Origin of the sequence: Crinalium epipsammum PCC 9333, from assembly GCF_000317495.1 — a bacterium.
Taxonomy (GTDB): domain Bacteria; phylum Cyanobacteriota; class Cyanobacteriia; order Cyanobacteriales; family PCC-9333; genus Crinalium; species Crinalium epipsammum.
Map to the genome: position 1 here is coordinate 352,874 of NC_019753.1, position 21,075 is coordinate 373,948.

General features: G+C 39.0%; 6 protein-coding genes. 5 read left to right on the forward strand and 1 reads right to left on the reverse strand.

Annotated features, from left to right (window positions below):
* The first annotated feature begins 1 nt into the window (after nt 1).
* From CRI9333_RS01375 to CRI9333_RS01395, 5 genes are all read left to right on the forward strand, one after another.
* Complete coding sequence (locus CRI9333_RS01375) at nt 2-4,681, forward strand: non-ribosomal peptide synthetase (protein WP_015201409.1); 4,680 nt, start codon at nt 2-4, stop codon at nt 4,679-4,681.
* A gap of 128 nt (nt 4,682-4,809) precedes the next feature.
* A complete protein-coding gene (locus tag CRI9333_RS01380; RefSeq protein WP_015201410.1) occupies nt 4,810-5,841 on the forward strand; it encodes a TauD/TfdA family dioxygenase in 1,032 nt (343 codons plus the stop codon).
* Nucleotides 5,842-5,896: 55 nt separating this feature from the next.
* A complete protein-coding gene (locus CRI9333_RS01385; RefSeq protein ID WP_015201411.1) occupies nt 5,897-9,160 on the forward strand; it encodes a non-ribosomal peptide synthetase in 3,264 nt (1,087 codons plus the stop codon).
* A complete protein-coding gene (locus tag CRI9333_RS01390) occupies nt 9,160-14,976 on the forward strand; it encodes a non-ribosomal peptide synthetase (protein ID WP_015201412.1) in 5,817 nt (1,938 codons plus the stop codon). The genes CRI9333_RS01385 and CRI9333_RS01390 overlap by 1 nt, the downstream gene beginning before the upstream one ends.
* Nucleotides 14,977-15,127: 151 nt before the next feature.
* A complete protein-coding gene (locus tag CRI9333_RS01395; protein WP_015201413.1) occupies nt 15,128-19,615 on the forward strand; it encodes a non-ribosomal peptide synthetase family protein in 4,488 nt (1,495 codons plus the stop codon).
* A gap of 271 nt (nt 19,616-19,886) precedes the next feature.
* Here CRI9333_RS01395 and CRI9333_RS01400 read toward each other — a convergent pair whose 3' ends face one another.
* The gene (locus CRI9333_RS01400) at nt 19,887-21,065 is read right to left on the reverse strand and encodes a PepSY-associated TM helix domain-containing protein (protein ID WP_015201414.1); all 1,179 of its coding nucleotides are present in this window, start codon (nt 21,063-21,065) and stop codon (nt 19,887-19,889) included.
* Nucleotides 21,066-21,075 lie beyond the last annotated feature (10 nt).

A 21,075-nucleotide genomic window follows, 5' to 3' on the forward strand; every position in this document is an offset into this window, starting at 1 on the left:
AATGAGTAAGAAAAATATTGAAGATTTTTATCCCCTCTCACCCATGCAGCAGGGTATGTTGTTCCACTCAATTTATGCTCCTAATTCTGGAGTGTATTTTGAACAATTAAGCTGCACTTTAAACGGCAATCTCAATTTAGAACTATTCAAACAAACTTGGCAGCAAGTTATTGACAGACACCCAATTTTACGCACCGCTTTTATTTGGGAAGGTGTTAAAGAAGCTGTCCAAGTTGTACACCGCCAAATACAGTTACCTTGGCAACAATTTGACTGGAAAGATTTATCTGCAACAGAACAGCAACAAGAATTAGAGAATTTCTTGCAAGCAGAGGAAGAAAGTGGTTTTCAACTCAACAAAGCACCTCTGACGCGCCTAACTTTAATCCAAGTAGCAAAGGATAGTTATTACTTTATTTGGAGTCACCATCATTTGTTATTAGATGGTTGGTCTACTCCCTTACTATTGCAAGAAGTGTTTACTACTTACTCAGCTTTATGCAAAGGTGAGCAAATATCTTTACCTCGTCCCCGTCCTTATCGGGATTACATTGTTTGGCTACAACAGCAGAAATTAGGAGAAGCGGAATGTTTTTGGCGGGAGAAACTTAAGAATTTTACTGCACCGACTCCTTTATCTGTTGAGATGTCTGTAGGTAGCGGGGGCGAAAAGTATGACGCACAGCAAATCCAACTATCGGCAACCGCTACATCTGCACTACAAGCTTTAACACGACAAAACCAACTCACCCTTAATACCTTAGTACAGGGTGCTTGGGCGTTGTTGTTGAGTCGCTATAGCGGTGAGAAAGATATCGTTTTTGGCACTACCGTATCTGGTCGTCCACCAACATTGCTAGGTGCAGACGCAATGATGGGATTATTCATCAACACGCTACCAGTACGGGTAGGAGTCCAGGGTGAAGATGCTTTAATTCCTTGGTTACAACAACTCCAAGCGCAACAAACCGAGGCGCGACAGTATGAATATACGCCGCTACTAGAGATTCAAGGTTGGTCTGAAGTACCTCGCGGTGTTCCTCTGTTTGAAAGTCTGTTAGTTTTTGAAAATTACCCCCTAGAGTCTTCTTTACAACAGCCAATTGCGAATTTAGAAATTCAAAATGTGCGGATGTTTGAAAAAACAAATTATCCGCTAACAGTAATTGCCGTACCAGATTCAGAGTTGCTGCTGAAAATCGCTTATGATACTCGCCGCTTTGATGCCGCTACTATTACGCGAATGTTAGGGCATATCCAAACTTTACTGGAAGGTATAGCGGTTAATCCTCACCAGTGTCTTGATAAATTGCCACTTTTGACAGATGCAGAACGCCATCAGTTGTTAATTGAGTGGAACGCCACTGAGACCGATTATCCCAAAATATGTATTCATCAGCTATTTGAGGCACAGGTAGAAAAAACACCAAATGCTGTAGCTGCGGTGTTTGAAGATCAACAACTCACTTATCAAGAATTAAATATTCGTGCGAATCAAGTAGCGAATTATTTGCAATCGTTAGGTGTCCAACCAGATAGTTTAGTAGCGATTTGTGTAGAAAGATCCCTCGAAATGCTTGTTGCACTTCTAGGCATTCTTAAATCTGGTGCAGCATACTTACCTCTCGATCCTGCCTATCCCCAAGAGCGCCTAGCTTTCATGTTAGAAGATGCTCAGGTGTCAGTACTTTTAACACAGCAAGATATTGTAGAGACACTGGATGCAAAGTCTCTACGAAAAAGCCATATTAAATTAGTTTGTATTGATAGAGATTGGGAAATGATTTTCCAATCTAGTCAGCAGCAACCTATGAGTCAGGTAAACAGTAACAATTTAGCTTACGTTATCTATACTTCTGGTTCCACAGGAAAACCCAAAGGTGTACAAATTTGCCATGCCTCGGCGGTTAATTTCTTATGTTCAATGCACCAGCAGTTAGAAATTAATGAAACAGATGTTTTATTAGCAGTAACTTCCTTATCTTTTGATATTGCTGGATTAGAGCTATTTTTACCAGTTACCAGTGGTTCTTGTGTTGTGATTGCTAGCAGGGAAGTAGCAATAGATGGTAATAAATTGATAGCAAAAATTCACGAATCTAGCGCAACGATAATGCAAGCTACGCCTGCAACTTGGCGAATGCTATTAACAGCAGGATGGCAGGGAAACCAAAAACTAAAAATTCTTTGTGGTGGGGAAGCCTTACCGCAACAACTAGCTAACGAACTGCTCAATAAAAGTGCTTGCTTGTGGAATTTGTATGGCCCTACCGAAACTACAATTTGGTCTACCATCTATCAAGTTAAAGAGCCAAATAACTTAGTTTTCATCGGTCGTCCAATTGCTAATACTCAAATTTATTTATTAGATCGAAATTTGCAACCTGTTCCTGTTGGTGTAGCAGGGGAATTATATATAGGTGGTGCGGGTTTATCTAGAGGTTATTTAAACCGACCAGAACTGACGACAGAAAGATTTATTGCTAATCCATTTATCGAGGGTAATAGCATCTACCAAACGGGTGATTTAGCCCGCTATCTTCCCGATGGCAACATCGAATACTTTGGGCGTATAGATGATCAAGTAAAAGTACGCGGCTTCCGCATCGAATTAGGAGAAATTGAGGCAATTATCAGTCAGTATCCGCTAGTTCAACAAGCTGTAATTGTAGCTAAAGAAGATAATTCTGGAGATAAATATTTAGCAGCATACATTATTCCCCATGTTGCGTCTCCAGAAAATACTATTTCTAGCGAATTGCGTAACTGGTTACAAGATAAATTACCCAGTTATATGATTCCTTCAAGCTTTGTGGTATTAGAAAAACTGCCGCTAACGCCCAATGGCAAAATTGATCGCAAGGCATTACCCGCACCAGATAACGCTATCTCTGAATTAGGGCGCGGCTTAGTTACACCTCGTACTCAAACAGAAGAAATTGTTAGTTCAATTTGGGCGCAAATACTTGGACTTAAACAAGTTGGCATTTACGATAACTTTTTCGAGTTAGGAGGACATTCTTTAATAGCAACTAAAGTTATTTCTCGCTTGCGTGAAGCTTTCCAAATTGAGATTCCTTTATCCTGGCTGTTTGAATCACCAACTGTCGCAGCACTAACTCAACGTATTCAAACGGAAATTAAAGGTAAAAAACAATTAGAAATTCCACCTTTAGCAGTTGTACCCCGAACTGAAAATTCACCGCTTTCTTTTAGTCAGCAACGGCTCTGGTTTTTGCAGCAACTAACTTCTAATAGTCCTGAATACAATATTTCCAGCGCAGTTAAATTAACAGGTTCGTTGAATATTGCGGCATTAGAGCGAAGTTTATCGGAAATTATTCGCCGTCACGAAGCTTTACGCACCAGATTTGTAGATGTAGATGGTCAACCTGTGCAGGTAATTGAAAAAATGCCCACAGGCTATCAAGCCTGCGTAGGCAGGCTTAGTTCGTATAGCCCCACCCTTCAGGGTGTGGGCTTACCAGTTATTGATTTAAGCGACATTCCTGCATCAGAACGGGAAGATAAGGCGCGATGGTTAGCTAAACAAGATGCAGAACAATTTTTTGACTTAACAAAATGCCCTTTACTGCGATTTAGTTTGGTGCGTTTGGACGCGCAATCACACATTTTTATCCTCACAATGCACCACATTATTTCTGATGCTTGGTCGTTGGGGGTATTTCTAGAAGAATTGGCAACACTATATAAAGTATTTGCTAGTAAAGACGTTGCAGACAACTTCTCTACAATCCTGCCAGAATTACCTATCCAATATGCAGATTTTGCGATTTGGCAGCGTCAGTGGTTGCAAGGGGATGTTTTACAAACGCAATTAGATTACTGGAAACAACAATTAGGGCAGAATTGTCTGCCTTTAGAATTCCCTAATAGTCGTTCGCGTTCAACTGTTCCAAGTAACCAAGGGGCAAAGTTATCCTTTGTACTGCCAAAAGATTTAACAGAAGCGATCGCACAACTAAGTCGCCAGTCTGGAGTTACTTTATTTATGACTTTACTGGCAGCTTATCAAACATTACTCTACTGCTATACGGGGCAAGAAGATATCAGAATTGGTTCGCCAATTGTTAACCGAAATCAAGTTGAACTAGAGAAACTCATCGGTTTCTTGATCAATACCTTAGTATTGCGGGGAGATTTATCGGGCAATCCTAGCTTTAAAGAATTACTGGTGCGATCGCGTCAAGTTACTTTAGGTGCATACGCCCATCAAGATTTACCTTTCGATAAGTTAGTAGAAGCACTGCAACCAGAACGCAAAATCGGTCAAACTTCTCTATATCATGCCTGGTTTGTACTTCAAAATACCCCCACTCCACCCTTAGAACTCGCAGGCTTAACAATGAGTTTGCTAGATATTGAAACCACAACAGCAAGGCATGATTTACTTTTAAATGTTTTTGAAATTACAGAAGGTTTACACTGCACATTCGAGTACAAAACCGACTTATTTAATCAAGCGACAATCGCTCGAATAGCACAATCTTTTCAAACCCTTTTACACCACGTAGTAGCACAGCCCAATAGCAAGTTATCTGAATTAGCAACAATTATCGCTGAAACTGACAAACAACAACAACTTAGCCAAGAACAAGAAATGCAAACTGCTAACATTCAAAAACTAAAAAGCATCAAGCGCAAAGCAATCCACAGCTAAACTGCTGAACAAAGCACAATTATCTCAAAAAATCATCTGCGTTTATCTGCGTGCATCTGCTTTCATCTGCGTTCTAACAAACTAGAATTCTTGCAATAAATCTACTTAATTAACCAAACAAACAAATCATGGCAAATCTAGAAATCGGAAAAAGCAAATTAGGAAACATCAGCCGTCGCAAAGCTGTTAGTGTCTCCCACGAATCCTTAATCACCACAGAATATCTCAACCCTGGTAAATTACTACCTTTAGTAGTTGAACCAACTATAGAAGGGTTAAATTTAGTAACTTGGGCTGAATACAATCAGCAATTTATTAGTTCACAACTGTTATGGCATGGAGGCATAGTACTTCGTAACTTTAAAATTGATGGAGTAAGCTGCTTTGAAGAATTTATCAAAACTATTGCTGGCAAATTACTAGAATACTCTTTTCGCTCAACCCCACGTAGTCAAGTTAGCGGCAATATCTACACCTCAACAGAATATCCAGCCGATCAAATCATCCCGCAACATAACGAGATGTCATACTCTCTTAACTGGCCCATGAAAATAGCTTTTCATTGTGTCAAAAAATCTCAATATGGTGGAGAAACACCAATAGCTGATAGCAATAAAGTATTTAACCGCATTTCTAAAAAAATTAGAGATGAATTTATAGAAAAAGGTGTCATGTATGTGCGAAACTATGGAGGGGGAATAGATTTACCTTGGCAAAATGTTTTTAACACAGATAATAAATCTGAAGTCGAAAATTATTGCCAGAAATCAGGCATTGAGTTTGAATGGAAACATGACGGCTTAAGAACAAGCCAAGTTTGTCAAGCAGTTGCTCAACATCCAAAAACATCACAAATGGTGTGGTTTAATCAAGCACATCTATTTCATATTTCCAGTTTAAAACCAAGCATTCGTCAAGAGCTTTTATCCTCATTTAAATCAGAAGATTTACCGCGTAATGCTTATTACGGCGATGGTACTCCAATCCCAGATGATGTATTAGAAGAAATTCGTCAAGTTTATCAGGAAGAAACCATCATCTTTCCTTGGAAAGAAGGAGATGTATTGTTATTAGACAATATGTTAGCTACGCATGGAAGAATGCCATTTTCAGGTACACGAAAAATTGTAGTAGGAATGGCTGAACCTTTTATAAGCTAATCAGTTCTGACTTTTGGTTGTTGAGTGTAAGTTAAAGAAGGAATAAATTTTAGAGATGTCAAATGAAACATTAGAAGGCTTTAGACTTTCCCCACAACAAAAACGTTTGTGGACATTACAACAACTAACTGAAGGCATACCTTATCGCGTACAAGCTGGGATTCTGATTGAAGGAAATCTTAATAAAGAAGCTTTAAATCTAGCTTTACAAAAGGTAGTTAATATCCATGAAATTCTTCGCACTAATTTTAAGTGCTTACCTGGGATGACAATCCCGTTACAAGTGATTAATGATTATTGTCCCCTTGAGATTGATGAACATGATTTAACTAATTTAGAACTAGAAATTCAAGAAAGTAAAACTGATTTTATTTTTCAGGAAATGATCCGACAGCCCTTGGATTTAGAAAAAGGCTCAACTTTGTCTGCTGCTCTAGTAACTTGGTCAGCAGACAAGCATATATTATTATTAAGCTTATCGGCGATGAATGCTGATAAAACTACACTGGTTAATTTAGTTGAAGAAATTAACAATTGTTATTCAGCAACTTTATTAGGCAAAGAGATTGATGAAGAACCACTTCAATATGCTGATATTGCTGAATGGCAATATGAGTTACTATCCGAAAATACAGCACAAGGTAAAGAATATTGGCAGAAAGTTAACCTTAGTAATTTAAGCAATATTCATCTGTTTTTTGAGCGCAAAACTAAGCTTAATTTAGAGTTTGAGCCAAAGTTGTTAGGCTTAAAGCTGAGTCCAACTATATCTAAGGATTTAGCCGCTTTAGCCGAAAGTCATGGGATATCATATAAAACTTTTTTGTTAGCTTGTTGGCAAGTATTAATCTGGAAATTAACGGCACAATCAGATTTAGTTGTAGGAATCGCTTGTAATGGTAGGAAATATGAGGAATTAGAGCCAGCTTTAGGTTTATTATCTAAATATGTGCCGCTTCAGTGTCAGTTAGACGAACAATTACCCTTTAGTCAACTATTACAACAAGTTCATCAAGCGGATAGTGACGCGTGTAAATGGCAAGAATATTTTCAATGGGATGATTTCATCTTTAAGTCAGAAGAAACATTACCATTTTTGCCCATTTGTTTTGAGTTTAAGCAAGTAGATAATCAATCTTGTAATGCGGGCGTTTCGTTTTCAATATATAAACATTACTCCTGCATTACCAAATTTAAAATCAAACTGTCATGCCTGCAAAAAAATAATGAAATACATCTCCAATTTTATTATGATGCCAGCTTGTATGATTTAATTGATATCAAAGGGATAGCAGAATATTTTGAAACCTTATTAATCAGTGCTGTTAGTAATCCAGAATTAACTATCGGTGAGTTAGAGTTATTAAAAGATGCTACTCGTCAACAACTATTAACCGATTTTAATAATACATCCGCCGATTATCCTGGGGATAAATGTATTCACCAGTTATTTGAAGAACAAGCAGCACGTACACCAGATAAAATTGCTGTTGTATTTGAAAATCAGCAATTAACATATAAAGAACTTAATGAAAAAGTTAATCAGTTAGCGAATTACTTACAAAAACTAGAAATTAAACCAGAGGTAATTGTAGGAATTTGCCTTGAACGTTCCCTGGAAATAGTCATTGCAATACTAGGCATTCTCAAAGCTGGCGGTGCATATTTACCGCTTGATGCAACAATGCCAACGGAACGTTTAAAACTGATGTTGCAGGATGCACAAACGCCAGTATTATTAACGCAACAGCATTTAGTAAATAAATTAGGCGATGCCTGCGGCGGACTGCGCCTACGCACTCCTAATACCATCTGCCTAGATACAGACTGGGAGAAAATTGCTCAAGAAAGCCATCAAAATTGCAGCAGTATAGCGGCAACAGGAAATTTAGCTTATGTAATTTATACATCTGGTTCTACTGGTAAACCGAAGGGAGTTGCAGTCGAACATCAGCAAATACTTAATTACCTATATGGCATCCTGCCAAGGTTAGATTTAGCTGTTGGTTCTAGCTTTGCAATGGTTTCGACCTTTGCCGCCGACTTAGGAAATACGGCTATTTTCCCCGCTTTATCTACAGGTAGTTGCTTACATATAATTTCCCAAAACGTAGCCTCCGATCCTGAAACACTAGCAGCATATTTCGAGCATCATTCTATTGATTGCCTTAAAATTGTCCCTTCTCATCTTGCAGCTTTATTAACCTCTCCTAAAGCAGCATCAATTTTACCTCGTAAGTGTTTAGTTTTAGGTGGTGAAGCTACTAATTGGGAGTTAATCGATCGCATTCGTGAATACGCACCCAATTGCCCCATTATTAATCACTATGGGCCAACAGAATCCACCGTAGGGGTACTCACTTATCAAGTTGGCGATAATAACCTACGTTATATTTCTGAGACCGTTCCCATAGGTCGCCCTATAGGGAATACTCAAATTTATATCCTCGATTCTCACCTGCGACCTGTACCAATAGGTGTTACAGGAGAACTTTACATTGGTGGCGATAGTTTAGCGCGAGGATATCTAAATCAACCAGAAATAACAGCAGAAAAATTCATTGTAAATCCATTTAGCGATCGCACCAATGCCCGCATTTATAAAACCGGAGATGCAGCCCGTTATTTACCCGATGGAAATATTGAATTTTTAGGCAGAATTGACAATCAAATTAAGATTCGAGGTTTTCGTATTGAGTTAGGTGAAATTGAAGCAACAATTAGACAGCATCCAGATATCAAACAAGTAGTAGTAATTGCACGAGAAGACGTACCTGGAGAAAAACGCATTGTTGCTTACATTGTCCCAAGAGTAGAGACGCTGCATACAAACTCAATGCGGGAAATTTTGCAACAAAAACTGCCTGATTACATGATTCCGTCGGCTTTTGTGCAGCTAAAAGCTTTACCTTTAACAGCTAACGGCAAAATAGATAGGCAAGCACTGCCAGCACCAGATCAAGTCATTTTAACAGATACTTTTGTTGCGCCTCGAAATCCAGTTGAGGAAACTTTAGCTAGTATTTGGGCAGAAGTTTTAAAAATTGAAAAAATCGGAATTTACCACAATTTTTTTGAGTTGGGGGGACATTCATTACTGGCTACTAAAGTGATTTCTCGCCTGCGCCAAGCCTTTCAAATTGATTTACCTTTACATCATATATTTGAATCACCTACATTCGCAGATTTAGCTGTAGTAATTGCTCACAAATTATCTGAACAAGCAGATGAAAAAATGATGGCTGAAATGGTCGCAGAACTAGAACAACTTTCCGAGGTGGAAGTTCAAAAATTACTCGCTAATGGAGGGATTAACTAATGAGTAGCCTAATAAATCGTATTGCTGAACTTTCTCCCGAAAAACGTGCCTTATTATTACAACGTCTGAATCAAAAAACAGAAAATATCAACCCAATAAAAATTACTCGCCAAAGCCGTAATTCTAACTGTTTTCCTTTATCTTTTGCTCAACAAAGGTTGTGGTTTTTTGACCAATTAGATCCTGGTAACCCAACATATAATATTTGTTCAGTGGGTCGTGTCACTGGAAAATTGAATGCGATCGCCCTCGAACAAAGCCTCAACGAAATTATCAGACGGCACGAAATATTACGCACAAATTTTAAATTAGTCGATGGGAAACCTGCACAAATTATTGCTCCTAGCCTGAAATTAACTATTCCCGTAATTGATTTAAGGGAAATACCTGAAAGTCGCCGTGAGGAGGAAGTACAGTTATTCGTTAATCGAGAAGCAGAACGCCCCTTCAATTTGCAGGAAGGGTCTTTATTGCGAGTCAGCTTACTACATCTAAATGAATCAGAATATTTATTAGTATTCTGTATGCACCACATCATCTCTGATGGCTGGTCTGCGGGGATACTTATTCAAGAATTAGCAACGTTATATACTGCATTTGCTCATCAAGAAGTTTCATCTAACGTCTCTACGCCCCTACCTGAATTAAATATCCAATACGCTGATTTTGCCGTTTGGCAGCGCCAGTGGTTACAAGGAAAAGAATTAGAAAATCAACTAGAATACTGGACAAAGCAACTGGGTGGCGACCTTCCTATTTTAAATTTACCGAGCGATCGCGCACGTCCAGCAGTGCAAACTTTCCAAGGTGCGGTAGAAAAGTTTGTTCTACCCCCAAAACTCACTCAAGCACTAACAGAATTAAGTCAGCGACAGGGTGCAACTTTATTTATGGCACTGCTGGCAGCTTTTAATATTTTGCTTTACCGCTACACAGGGCAAGAAGATATTTTAGTCGGTACTCCCATTGCTAACCGTCAGCGCCAAGAAATCGAAAAATTAATTGGATTATTTACTAACACATTGGTAATGCGTACCGATTTATCTGGTACACCCACATTTAAAGACTTATTAGTGCGAGTCCGAGAAACAGCTTTAGGCGCATACCAACATCAAGATTTACCCTTTGAAAAGCTAGTTGAAGTTCTGCATCCACATCGGAACCTCAGCCATAACCCAATCTTTCAGGTATTGTTTGGTCTGCGTAACATCGCAATGCCAACTTTAGAACTACCCGAAGTTACTCTCACGCCTGAAGAATTAGAACGCAAAACATCGCGGTTTGATTTATCACTAGACTTGTGGGAAGAAGCTGACGGCATTAGCGGTGTATTTGAATACAGCACAGATTTGTTTGAGGTCAGCACAATACAGCGCATGGCAGGACATTTTCAAACATTGCTAGAAAGCATTGTTGCTAATCCCGATTGCCCTATTGCTACATTACCGTTACTGACAGCTACAGAACAGCAACAAATATTAGTAGATTGGAATAACACGCAAACAAATTATTCCGAAAATCAATGCTTACATCAGTTAATTGAACAGCAAGCAAAAAAATCCCCTGAAAAGATTGCTGTAGTATTTGCTGACCAAGAAATTACATATAAAGAACTAAATCAACGCGCTAACCAACTGGCACATTACCTGAAAAAGTTAGGCGTAAAACCAGAAATACCTGTAGGTATTTGTGTAGAGCGTTCCTTCGATATGGTAATCGGATTGCTCGGCATTCTCAAAGCAGGTGGCGCTTATGTACCTCTCGATCCAGCTTATGCCAATGAGCGTTTGCAATTCATGCTGGAGGATGCACAGGTTCAGGTATTGCTTACCCAGAAACCTTTAGATATAAAGACGGATGGGTTGGAAACAGTTTATTTAGATGCAGACTGGGACAAAATTTCCCAAGAAAGTGTAGACAATCCTGTTAACGAAGTAACGCCCGATAACCTCGCTTATATCATCTATACATCTGGTTCTACAGGTAAACCCAAAGGTGTTCAAGTTAAACATCACAGCGTGGTGCATCTGTTTGTTAGTACTCGCCCGATATTTAACTTTGAGGAAACTGATGTTTGGACAGTTTTCCATTCCTATGCTTTCGATTTCTCGGTCTGGGAAATTTGGGGTGCTTTAGTTAATGGCAGCAAACTTGTCATCGTTCCCCAAAAGTTAACTAACTCGCCAGCAGAACTTTACAAGTTATTGTGCCAAGAACAGGTTACAGTTCTCAATCAAACTCCTTCGGCTATCCGCCAACTAATTCCTTACCAAAATAGTGGGGAAAATTGCAATTTGCGAATAATTTGTTGCGGTGGCGAAGCTTTACCCGCAGACTTAGCTAGCGAGTTACTGCAATGGAACATTCCCCTGTGGAATTTTTATGGCCCTACAGAAGCAACAGTATGGGCAGCAATTAATGAAGTTCAATTTGTAGAGTCAAAAGAAGGTGCAATTTCTATTGGTCGCCCTTTACCCAATACTCAGCTTTATATTCTTGATGCCAATTTACAACCCGTCCCTGTAGGCGTACTTGGAGAATTGCATATTGGCGGTGCTGGTTTGTCTAGAGGTTATCTCAATCGACCAGAATTAACGGCAGAAAAATTTATTAGTAATCCATTTTTGACCTCTCCCCTGCAAGGAGAGGGGAATATAACTCCCCCTTCCCTTCTAGGGAAGTGGGCTGGGGGGTTAGGTTCCTACTTATACAAAACTGGTGATTTAGCCCGATACCTTCCAGACGGAACAATTGAATTTTTTGGACGCATCGACCATCAAGTAAAAATTCGCGGTTTCCGCATCGAACTAGGTGAAATTGAAGCGGTACTCAGTCAACACCCAGAAGTTAAACAAGTAGTTGTGATTGCGAGAGAGGACAACCCAGGTGATAAGCGCATTGTTGCTTACATTATCCCCAATGTAGAGACGTTGCATACAAATTCTCTACGTGGATTCCTCAAGGAAAAATTACCGGAATATATGATTCCTTCAGCCTTTGTGCTGCTCGAAGCAATTCCTGTAAATACTAATGGTAAAATTGACCGCCGCGCCCTACCCGCACCCGATACCTCTAGACACAATTTAGACAGTAATTTTGTTGCTCCTCGCAATCCTACTGAAGAGATAATTGCTGACATCTGGATGCAAGTGCTAGGAATCCAGCAAGTAAGCATTGATGATAACTTCTTTGATTTGGGCGGACATTCTCTCCTCGCAACTCAGGTTATTTCTCGCCTGCGGGAAGCTTTTGGTGTGGAATTACCTTTACGCTACTTGTTCGAGTCGCCTACTATAGCTGGTTTAGGCGATGCCGTAAAAGGCGGCGGGCGTAGCCAACGCATTCTCAATAACAACGCTCAAAAACATCAAATTCCGCCCATTAAGCGCATTTCCCGCCAAAGTAAATTACCTCTATCATTTGCCCAAGAACGTTTATGGTTCTTAGATCAATTAACACCTGGCGACCCTGCTTATAACATTCCGTCTGCTGTACGCCTTCAAGGGGTGTTGAATATAGCAGCATTGGAACAAAGCCTCAACGAGATTATCAAACGCCACGAAGTTTTAAGAACCAGTTTTAATGTTGTTCAAGAAGAACCAGTTCAAATTATTGCTGAAACATTAACTGTCAGCTTACCCGTAGTAAATTTACAAAATTTACCTGCAACTGAACAAGAACAAAAGCTTCAGCAATTAGCAACAGCAGAAGCACAACGTCCTTTTGATTTAACTCAAGCACCTTTGCTGCGAGTAACCTTAATTGGGTTAGGCGAAACAGAATATGCAGTGCTATTTACTATGCACCATATTATTAGCGATCGCTGGTCAATAGGTGTATTAGTTCAAGAATTAGCAGTACTCTATACCTCTTTTTCTGCTGGTAAACCTTCACCTTTAACAGAATTACCGATCCAATACGCTGATTTTGCTGTTTGGCAGCGAAATTGGCTGGAAACTATCACAAAAAATGGTCGTTCTCCCCTACAAGAACAATTGGATTATTGGAAACAACAATTAGGCAGTAAATTACCTGTTCTCAAATTCCCTGAACAACTGCCAACAAAACCTCTTCCTACATTCCAAGCTGCTACTCACTCTTTCACTTTATCTGCTGACTTAACAGCCAAACTCAATACTTTAAGCCGCCAGGAAAATGCCACCTTATTTATGACCTTGTTGGCAGCTTTAAACACGCTGTTACACCGCTATACTGGCGCAGATGACATTGCGATCGCTACTGATGTTGCTAATCGGAATCGCGCAGAAATTGAACCATTAATTGGCTTTTTTATCAACATTTTAATATTACGCAGCGACTTAAGTAGCAATCCTACCTTTAGAGAGTTACTACAACAAGTACGCGAGAAATCATTGGGAGCCTATGCACATCAAGATTTACCCTTCAATAAGCTAGTATTGCTACAGCCTGAACGAAAATCGAGCCAAGCGCCGCTATTTCAGGTGTTATTTGTATTGCAAAATACACCGATGCCCGCTTTAGATCTTCCAGGCATAACGTTAACTCCCCTAGAAGTCGGTAACGAAACAGCTAAGTTTGATTTAGTTTTATTTGCTGAAGAAACAGAAACGGGAATCATCGGCACTTGGAAATACAACACAGACTTATTTGAGTGCAGCACAATTTCTCGTCTGTCCCAATATTTTGAAACTTTGTTAGCCAGCATTTCTGCTCAACCTGATGCCAAAATCAATACCTTAGAAATTATTACGGAATCAGAAAAAATGACACAACTACAAGAACAACAACAGCGACAAGAAGCCAATCGTAAAAAATTTAAATCTGTTAAACCCAAAGTTGTCACTTTACCGCAGGAAGAATTAATTAAAACAGCATATTTTTATTCCGAAGAAAAACTACCTTTAGTTATTACACCAAATGCAGCAGAGATTGATTTAATAGATTGGGCAAAAAACAATCGTCTATTTATTGAGGGAGAATTATTAAAGCAGGGTGCAATTTTATTTCGAGGATTTAACACCAATTCAGTTACAGATTTTGAAAACTTTGCTCAAGCTATTTGCTCAGAATTATTCGCTGAATATGGCGACTTACCCCGCGAAGAATTAGGTGGTAAAGTTTACGGTTCTACTCCTTATCCAGCAGATAAAGCAATTTTATTTCATAATGAAAGCTCACATATGCACAAATGGCCAATGAAAATTTGGTTTTACTGTGTACAACCAGCGCAGGAACGGGGAGAAACGCCAATAGTTGATTGCCGCAAGATTTATCAACTACTCGACCATAAAATTAGAGATAAATTTGCCGAAAAAGGCTTAATGTATGTTCGGAATTACACTAACGGATTAGATGTAAGTTGGCAAGATTTCTTTCATACCCATGATAAATCAGCAGTTGAAAACTTTTGTAATCAGAACGGTATTGAATTGGAATGGAAAGCCGATGGCGGTTTAAAAACAAAAGAAATTCGGCAAGCGATCGCTAAACATCCCAAAACAGGCGAATGGCTATTTTTTAATCAGATTGAATTACATCACATTGCTTATTTAGACGCATCAGTGCGTGAATCTCTCCTATCTTTATTTAGTGAAGAAAATTTGCCTCGTAATGTTTATTACGGTGATGGTTCTCCGATTGAGCAATCAGTTATTGATGAAGTAACTGCGATTTATGAACAAGCTAAGGTTGAGTTTCCTTGGCAGCAAGGGGATGTTTTGATGTTAGATAATATGTTGACTGCACATGGAAGAAATTCTTTTGTGGGTGCGCGGAAGATTGTTGTAGCTATGGGTGAAATTGTTAATAGTAAGGATGTCTTGGGTGAGGAATGAGTTTGTTTTTTATCGCAAAGATCGCAAAAGTAATAATATGATTTCCGCGTGTAAATGACATATAAATATCTGCGTTTATCTGCGTGCATCTGTTTTAATCTGCGTTCTCAAAAAATCTATCTACACAAGCAAAATAGGTTGAATTAATCCCATGCAAGTCCAAGAAAGAGTAATTAACGGTTTTCGTATTTCCCCTCAACAAAAGCGGGTTTGGTCTTTACAACAAGATAGTCTGGCGTACTGTGTTCAAGCTTGTATTTTGTTAGAAGGTAATTTAAAAAAAGATATCCTTAAATCAGCTTTAGAACAAGTTATCAGCCGTCAGGATATCCTCCGTACTGATTTTTTAAAACCTACAGGATTTAAAACACCTGTACAGGTTATCAATGAAAAAAAATCACTATCTTGGCAAGAAGTTGATTTAAGCGATGCCGCCAAAGGATGCTGGCAAAGCCATCGCGACTCGCAAGCACAATTCAATCAAGTTGAATCTTTGCTTATGGAAGCAAGGTTAATATCCAGTAACTTTGAACAAGGTTTAGTATTACATTCTTCATTAATTAATCTCTCAGCTAACCAGCATATTCTGTTAGTTAATTTACCTGCTCTTTGTGCTGATAGCTATACGATTAAAATTTTAGTTCAGGAAATTAGTCAGTGTTATAAAGCTTGTTGCCAAGGGATAGAACTACCCGATGAAGAAATAGTACAATATTTACAATTTTCTGAATGGCAGAATGAATTATTAGAAGATGCAGACGCAGAATTAGGTCAAAAATATTGGGCAAAATATAATTTGTCTGCATTACTAGAATTAAGCTTGCCTTTTGAAAATAAATTGCTGGCAGATTCTCATAAGTTCCAGGTTGGTTCTTATGAGTTCAAGATTGATTCTAGCTTGATCAGACAAATAGAAGCGATCGCACAAAAATACGATTTATCAATTGCTAATTTTTTACTCACTTGCTGGCAAGTTTTATTGTGGAGATTCACTGATCAATCTAACCTGGTTATCGGTATGGCTGCGAATGGTCGCAAATATGAAGAATTAGCAACAGTAATTGGACTACTAACTAAATATTTACCCCTGTCTGCGAATTTAGAAGAAAGTTTATCATTCAGACAGGTATTGCAAGAAATTAGTAAATCAGTACAAGAAGTAGAGGAATGGCAAGAATATTTTTCATGGCAAATTTTGGCTGAGTCGCAGAATATTAATCCTGATTCAGTTTACTTACCTTTTAGCTTTGAGTTCCAAGCGGAAACAGCAAAGTATTCTGCTGATAACATTACATTCTCAATTTATAAGCAGTTTGCTTGCACTGACCGTTTTAAAGTTAGGCTTTCCTGTATCCAGCAAGAAGATAGTTTAGCTGCTGCTTTTGACTATGATGCTAACTTGTATAGTGTTGAAGATATCAAACGATTAGCCGAGCATTTTCAAACTTTATTAGAAAGTGCGATCGCTAATCCAGAAAGTGAGATTAGTAAGTTAGGGGTATTGAGCGATCGCCACTTTCACCAACTACTGCTCGAATTCAACAATGTAGAGACATTACATCCAACATCTTTACAGCAACGCACAGATAAATGCTTTCATCAGCTATTTGCGGAACAAGTACAGCGCAGACCTGACAGTATTGCAGTTGTATTTGAAGACCAAAAATTAACATACGCTGAACTAAACGCGCGTGCAAATCAACTCGCTCATTACCTACAAAAACTGGGAGTTAAACCAGAGGTATTAGTAGGAATTTGTGTAGAGCGTTCCTTAGAAGTTATTGTTGGTTTATTAGGTATTCTCAAAGCTGGCGGCGCATACCTACCGCTAGATCCCGCCTTACCAGCAGAGAATATAAATTTAAGATTAGAGGATGCCCAAACTTCAATCTTGTTAACTCAACAAGAATTATTTGTAGAGACATTCCATACAACGTCTGTACAAGAAAGCAGCATCCAAGTAATTTATTTAGATCAAGATTGGGACACCATTGCTACCGAAAGCACAGAAAATCCTCAAAACGATGTCAAGTGCGAAAATTTAGCTTACGTCATCTACACATCTGGCTCAACTGGAAAACCGAAGGGTGTTGCGATCGAACATCAACAATTACTCAATTACCTTAATGGCATCCTTGAACGCTTACATCTCCCACCAGGCGAAAGTTTTGCCAGTGTTTCCACCATTGCCGCCGATTTGGGCAACACCGCCATTTTCCCCGCACTTTGTACAGGTGGATGTCTACATATAGTTGCCAAAGAACGCGCTTCCGATCCTGAAGCCTTAGCAACTTATTTTAATCACCACCCCATCGACTGTTTAAAAATTGTTCCTTCTCACCTAGAAACCTTACTTACTTCTTCCCAATTCAAATCAATTCTGCCACGACAAAAATTAATTCTGGGAGGCGAAGCAGTACCCTGGAAATTAATTGAAAAAATCCAGCAGTTAGCGCCTGAATGCACCATTATTAACCACTATGGCCCCACTGAAGCAACTGTTGGCGTTCTGACTTATACAGTAGATAAAGACAGTGATAATCGCCAATCAGCAACAGTTCCATTAGGTCGCCCTATTGCCAATACGCAGATTTATTTACTAGACAAACATCTGCAACCCGTCCCCATCGGTGTTAAAGGCGAACTATATATTGGTGGTACAACTGTTGCGCGTGGTTATTTAAATCGCCCTGAACTGACTAGGGAAAAATTCATCCCTAATCTTTTCAATCACTCTGAAACTTCCCCCCTTAAAAAGGGGGGTTGGGGCGATCGCCTCTACAAAACTGGCGATTTAGCCCGCTACCTACCAGACAGCAACATTGAATTTCTTGGACGTGCTGACAATCAGGTAAAAGTTAGAGGCTACCGCATTGAATTAGAAGAAATTGCCGCCGTATTAAGCCAGTATCCAGATGTATCGCAGGCGATCGTTATTCAGCGCGAAGATATCCCTGGAGATCAACGTTTAGTTGCCTACATCGTTACTAATGTAGAGACGTTGTATACAACATCTCTACAAAATTCAACATCATCTCTGCGTGATTTCTTAAAAGCGAAGTTACCAGATTACATGATTCCTTCTGCCTTTGTAGTGCTAAAATCTTTACCCTTAACTGCCAACGGCAAAATAGATCGCCAAGCATTACCAGCACCAGCGCCAAGCGAGAAACAAGCTTTTGTATCTCCTCGTACTCCCATTGAGGAAGTGTTAGCAAGAATTTGGGCAGAACTTTTAGGTTTGCAGCGAGTAAGTGTTGAAGATAACTTCTTTGAGTTAGGCGGACATTCTTTACTGATGACGCAGTTAGTTGTCCGAGTGCGAGATACTTTTGAAATTGATTTACCCTTAAGTGTGGTGTTTGAAACTCCTACTATAGCTGGATTAGCAGCCAGCATTGACAGCACTATAGCAACAGGAAATGTTCGAGTTATTGCCTCCCAATTAGATCTCAATGCCGAAGCAGTTTTAGATTCTGCTATTCGTGCCGCAACGACCTTTACTTGGTCTACAACTGAGCCAACTGCTATCTTTTTAACTGGAGCAACAGGCTTTTTAGGTACTTTCTTGCTTCAAGAACTTTTAACACAAACTCAAGCAGATATTTATTGCTTAGTTCGTGCTAATAGTGATGATTCAGCTAAAAATAAGATTCAAAGTAGTTTGGAATCTTACGAACTTTGGCAGGAATCTTTTAGTTCTAGAATTATCCCAGTTTTGGGAGAATTATCTAAACCACTATTAGGGCTTTCCCCAGAGCAATTTCAATCACTAGCAAACCAGATAGATATCATCTATCACAATGGCGCATTAGTAAATTTTGTTTATCCCTACTCCGCACTCAAACCTGCCAACGTTTTAGGAACTCAGGAGATTTTACGTTTGGCAAGTCAAAGCAAACTTAAGCCAGTACATTTTGTTTCTACAACTAACGCGATTTCTCCGGCGAAAGGTTTTGGAGTAAAGATAATTAGGGAAAATGACAGTATCAATCCCGATGAGGTTATGGAAACAGGCTATGCCAAGAGTAAATGGGTAGCAGAAAAGTTAATTAATATTGCACGCGATCGCGGCATACCTGTCTGTATTTATCGCCCAGGAAGAATTGTTTGGCACAGCGAAACTGGAGTTGGTAACAAGAGCGATAATACCTTTAGAATGCTCAAAGGCTGCATTCAAATGGGTAGTGTTCCTCAGAGGGATGCAATGGTGAACTTGATTCCAGTCGATTTTGTTAGTAAAGCGATCGCGCATTTATCCAGACAAAAAGAATCACTAGGAAAAGCTTTTCATATCGTCAATCCCAACCCTGCTCCATTTAAAGATATTGTCAACTGGGTGCGTTCTTATGGCTATCCCTTGCGAGAAGTTTCAGACGAACAATGGCGCGAAGAATTACACAGTATTGTTGGCAAATCTCCAGATAATCCTCTCTATCCGCTCGTACCTTTCTGGTCTAAACCTCCAGAAGCAAATACCAGTTCGCCTCTCCTAAAATTTGACTGCCAAAATACCCTAAATGGGCTAGTTGAGACTAATATTAATTGTCCGCCAGTAAGTGTTCAACTATTGACTAAATTCCTGTCATACTTAATTAAAAAAGGTGTATTAAGTAGCCCAAGATCTAACCAAAATTAAACATTTGATTGTACATAGTATAGAAACACAACCTATTAGATCTCTATACTATGTACAAACTACCAAGAATGATAAATTAAATCTCTTGCATAAGGCGATAACTCTTGTACTTCATCTGCGTTTATCTGTATTTATCTGCGGCTAATCTGCGTTGTAAAACAGAATGAAGATTTACGCAGATGTTAACCACGGTTTTTTTTCACCGCTTTGGCTGTTGCTATAACAAAGGCTTTGAAAAAAGCTGACAGAGGTACCGCTATATCTATAACGGTTAAAACCAAGGCCATTCATTCATCCAATAACCATCTCGATCGCGCTGAATTAATATTTTTTGACTTTGCTTGATAATTTTATTGTGTTTAGCTTTCAGCTTTTGACGATGCCACCACATTCCTAAACCTGTAAAAAATAAACTTGTAGTTGATATCCCGACAAAAATATGAATAATCCTAGAAATCACACCACCATATCTACCAATATGTAGCGGGTAAAGTGCGCCTAAAGTTCTAGCTGCTAAAGGTGCATCTAAAACACTTTCAATTCTTAAAATTTTGCCACTAAATTGGTCAATATAAACATAATTTTCACCAGTAGGGTGAATTTCATCTAAAAACTTTTTACGGACTTTTACGGGCTTACTGGGGCTGGATGGCAGGGAAATAAAAGTAGTTTTTGCACTGGGTAAAATGTTGTTTGTTTTTTGTAATATTTTATCTACAGATAAAGGTTTGATGCCAGCCATAGGTTGTGAAGTTGGTGGAGACGGTAGTGATGTACGAGTCAACAAATATACTGTTGGCTCAACAAATGAATAAAATGCGATCGCAGACCCAGTTGAAGCAATTAAAAGCAGAAATACTACAGAAAAAATCCCTGCAACTTTATGTAGATCAAAATTAATTCGTCGCCAATTAGCTGACCATTTAATCGAAAAACCTTGACTAAATCTTCTCCAACCAGGCCAAACAATAATGCCACTAACACTAATTAACAGCAGTAGCAAACCAACAAAACCGACAATTGTCATGCCAGTATCGCCAGCTAACAAGTAAACGTGCAAATTAAATAGGAAATTAAAAAAACCTTCATCTTCTAAGCGAGAGCCTAGTATTACTCCTTTATAAGGGTCAGCATAAATATTGACTGCACTGCTATCACTATCACTAGATAGCATCCGCAACTCATATACATCTGTAGGTTGCTGCGGCAGAGTGATACTTTGTAATTTGAGTTCTGGATAATCTTGGCGAATATTATTTAGTACTAATTCTATAGGTACTCGTTCGCCTTGCGGTGAAATTTTAAATAAATTGGGGTTGAGCAAGTGATCAATTTCGTGACCAAAAACTAATAAGCTTCCTGTCACTCCTATGATCACTAAAAATATTCCCAAAAATAGCCCCAAGTATTGGTGCAGGCTAAATGCAATCTCCCTAAATTTCATAGTCATAATTTTAAAA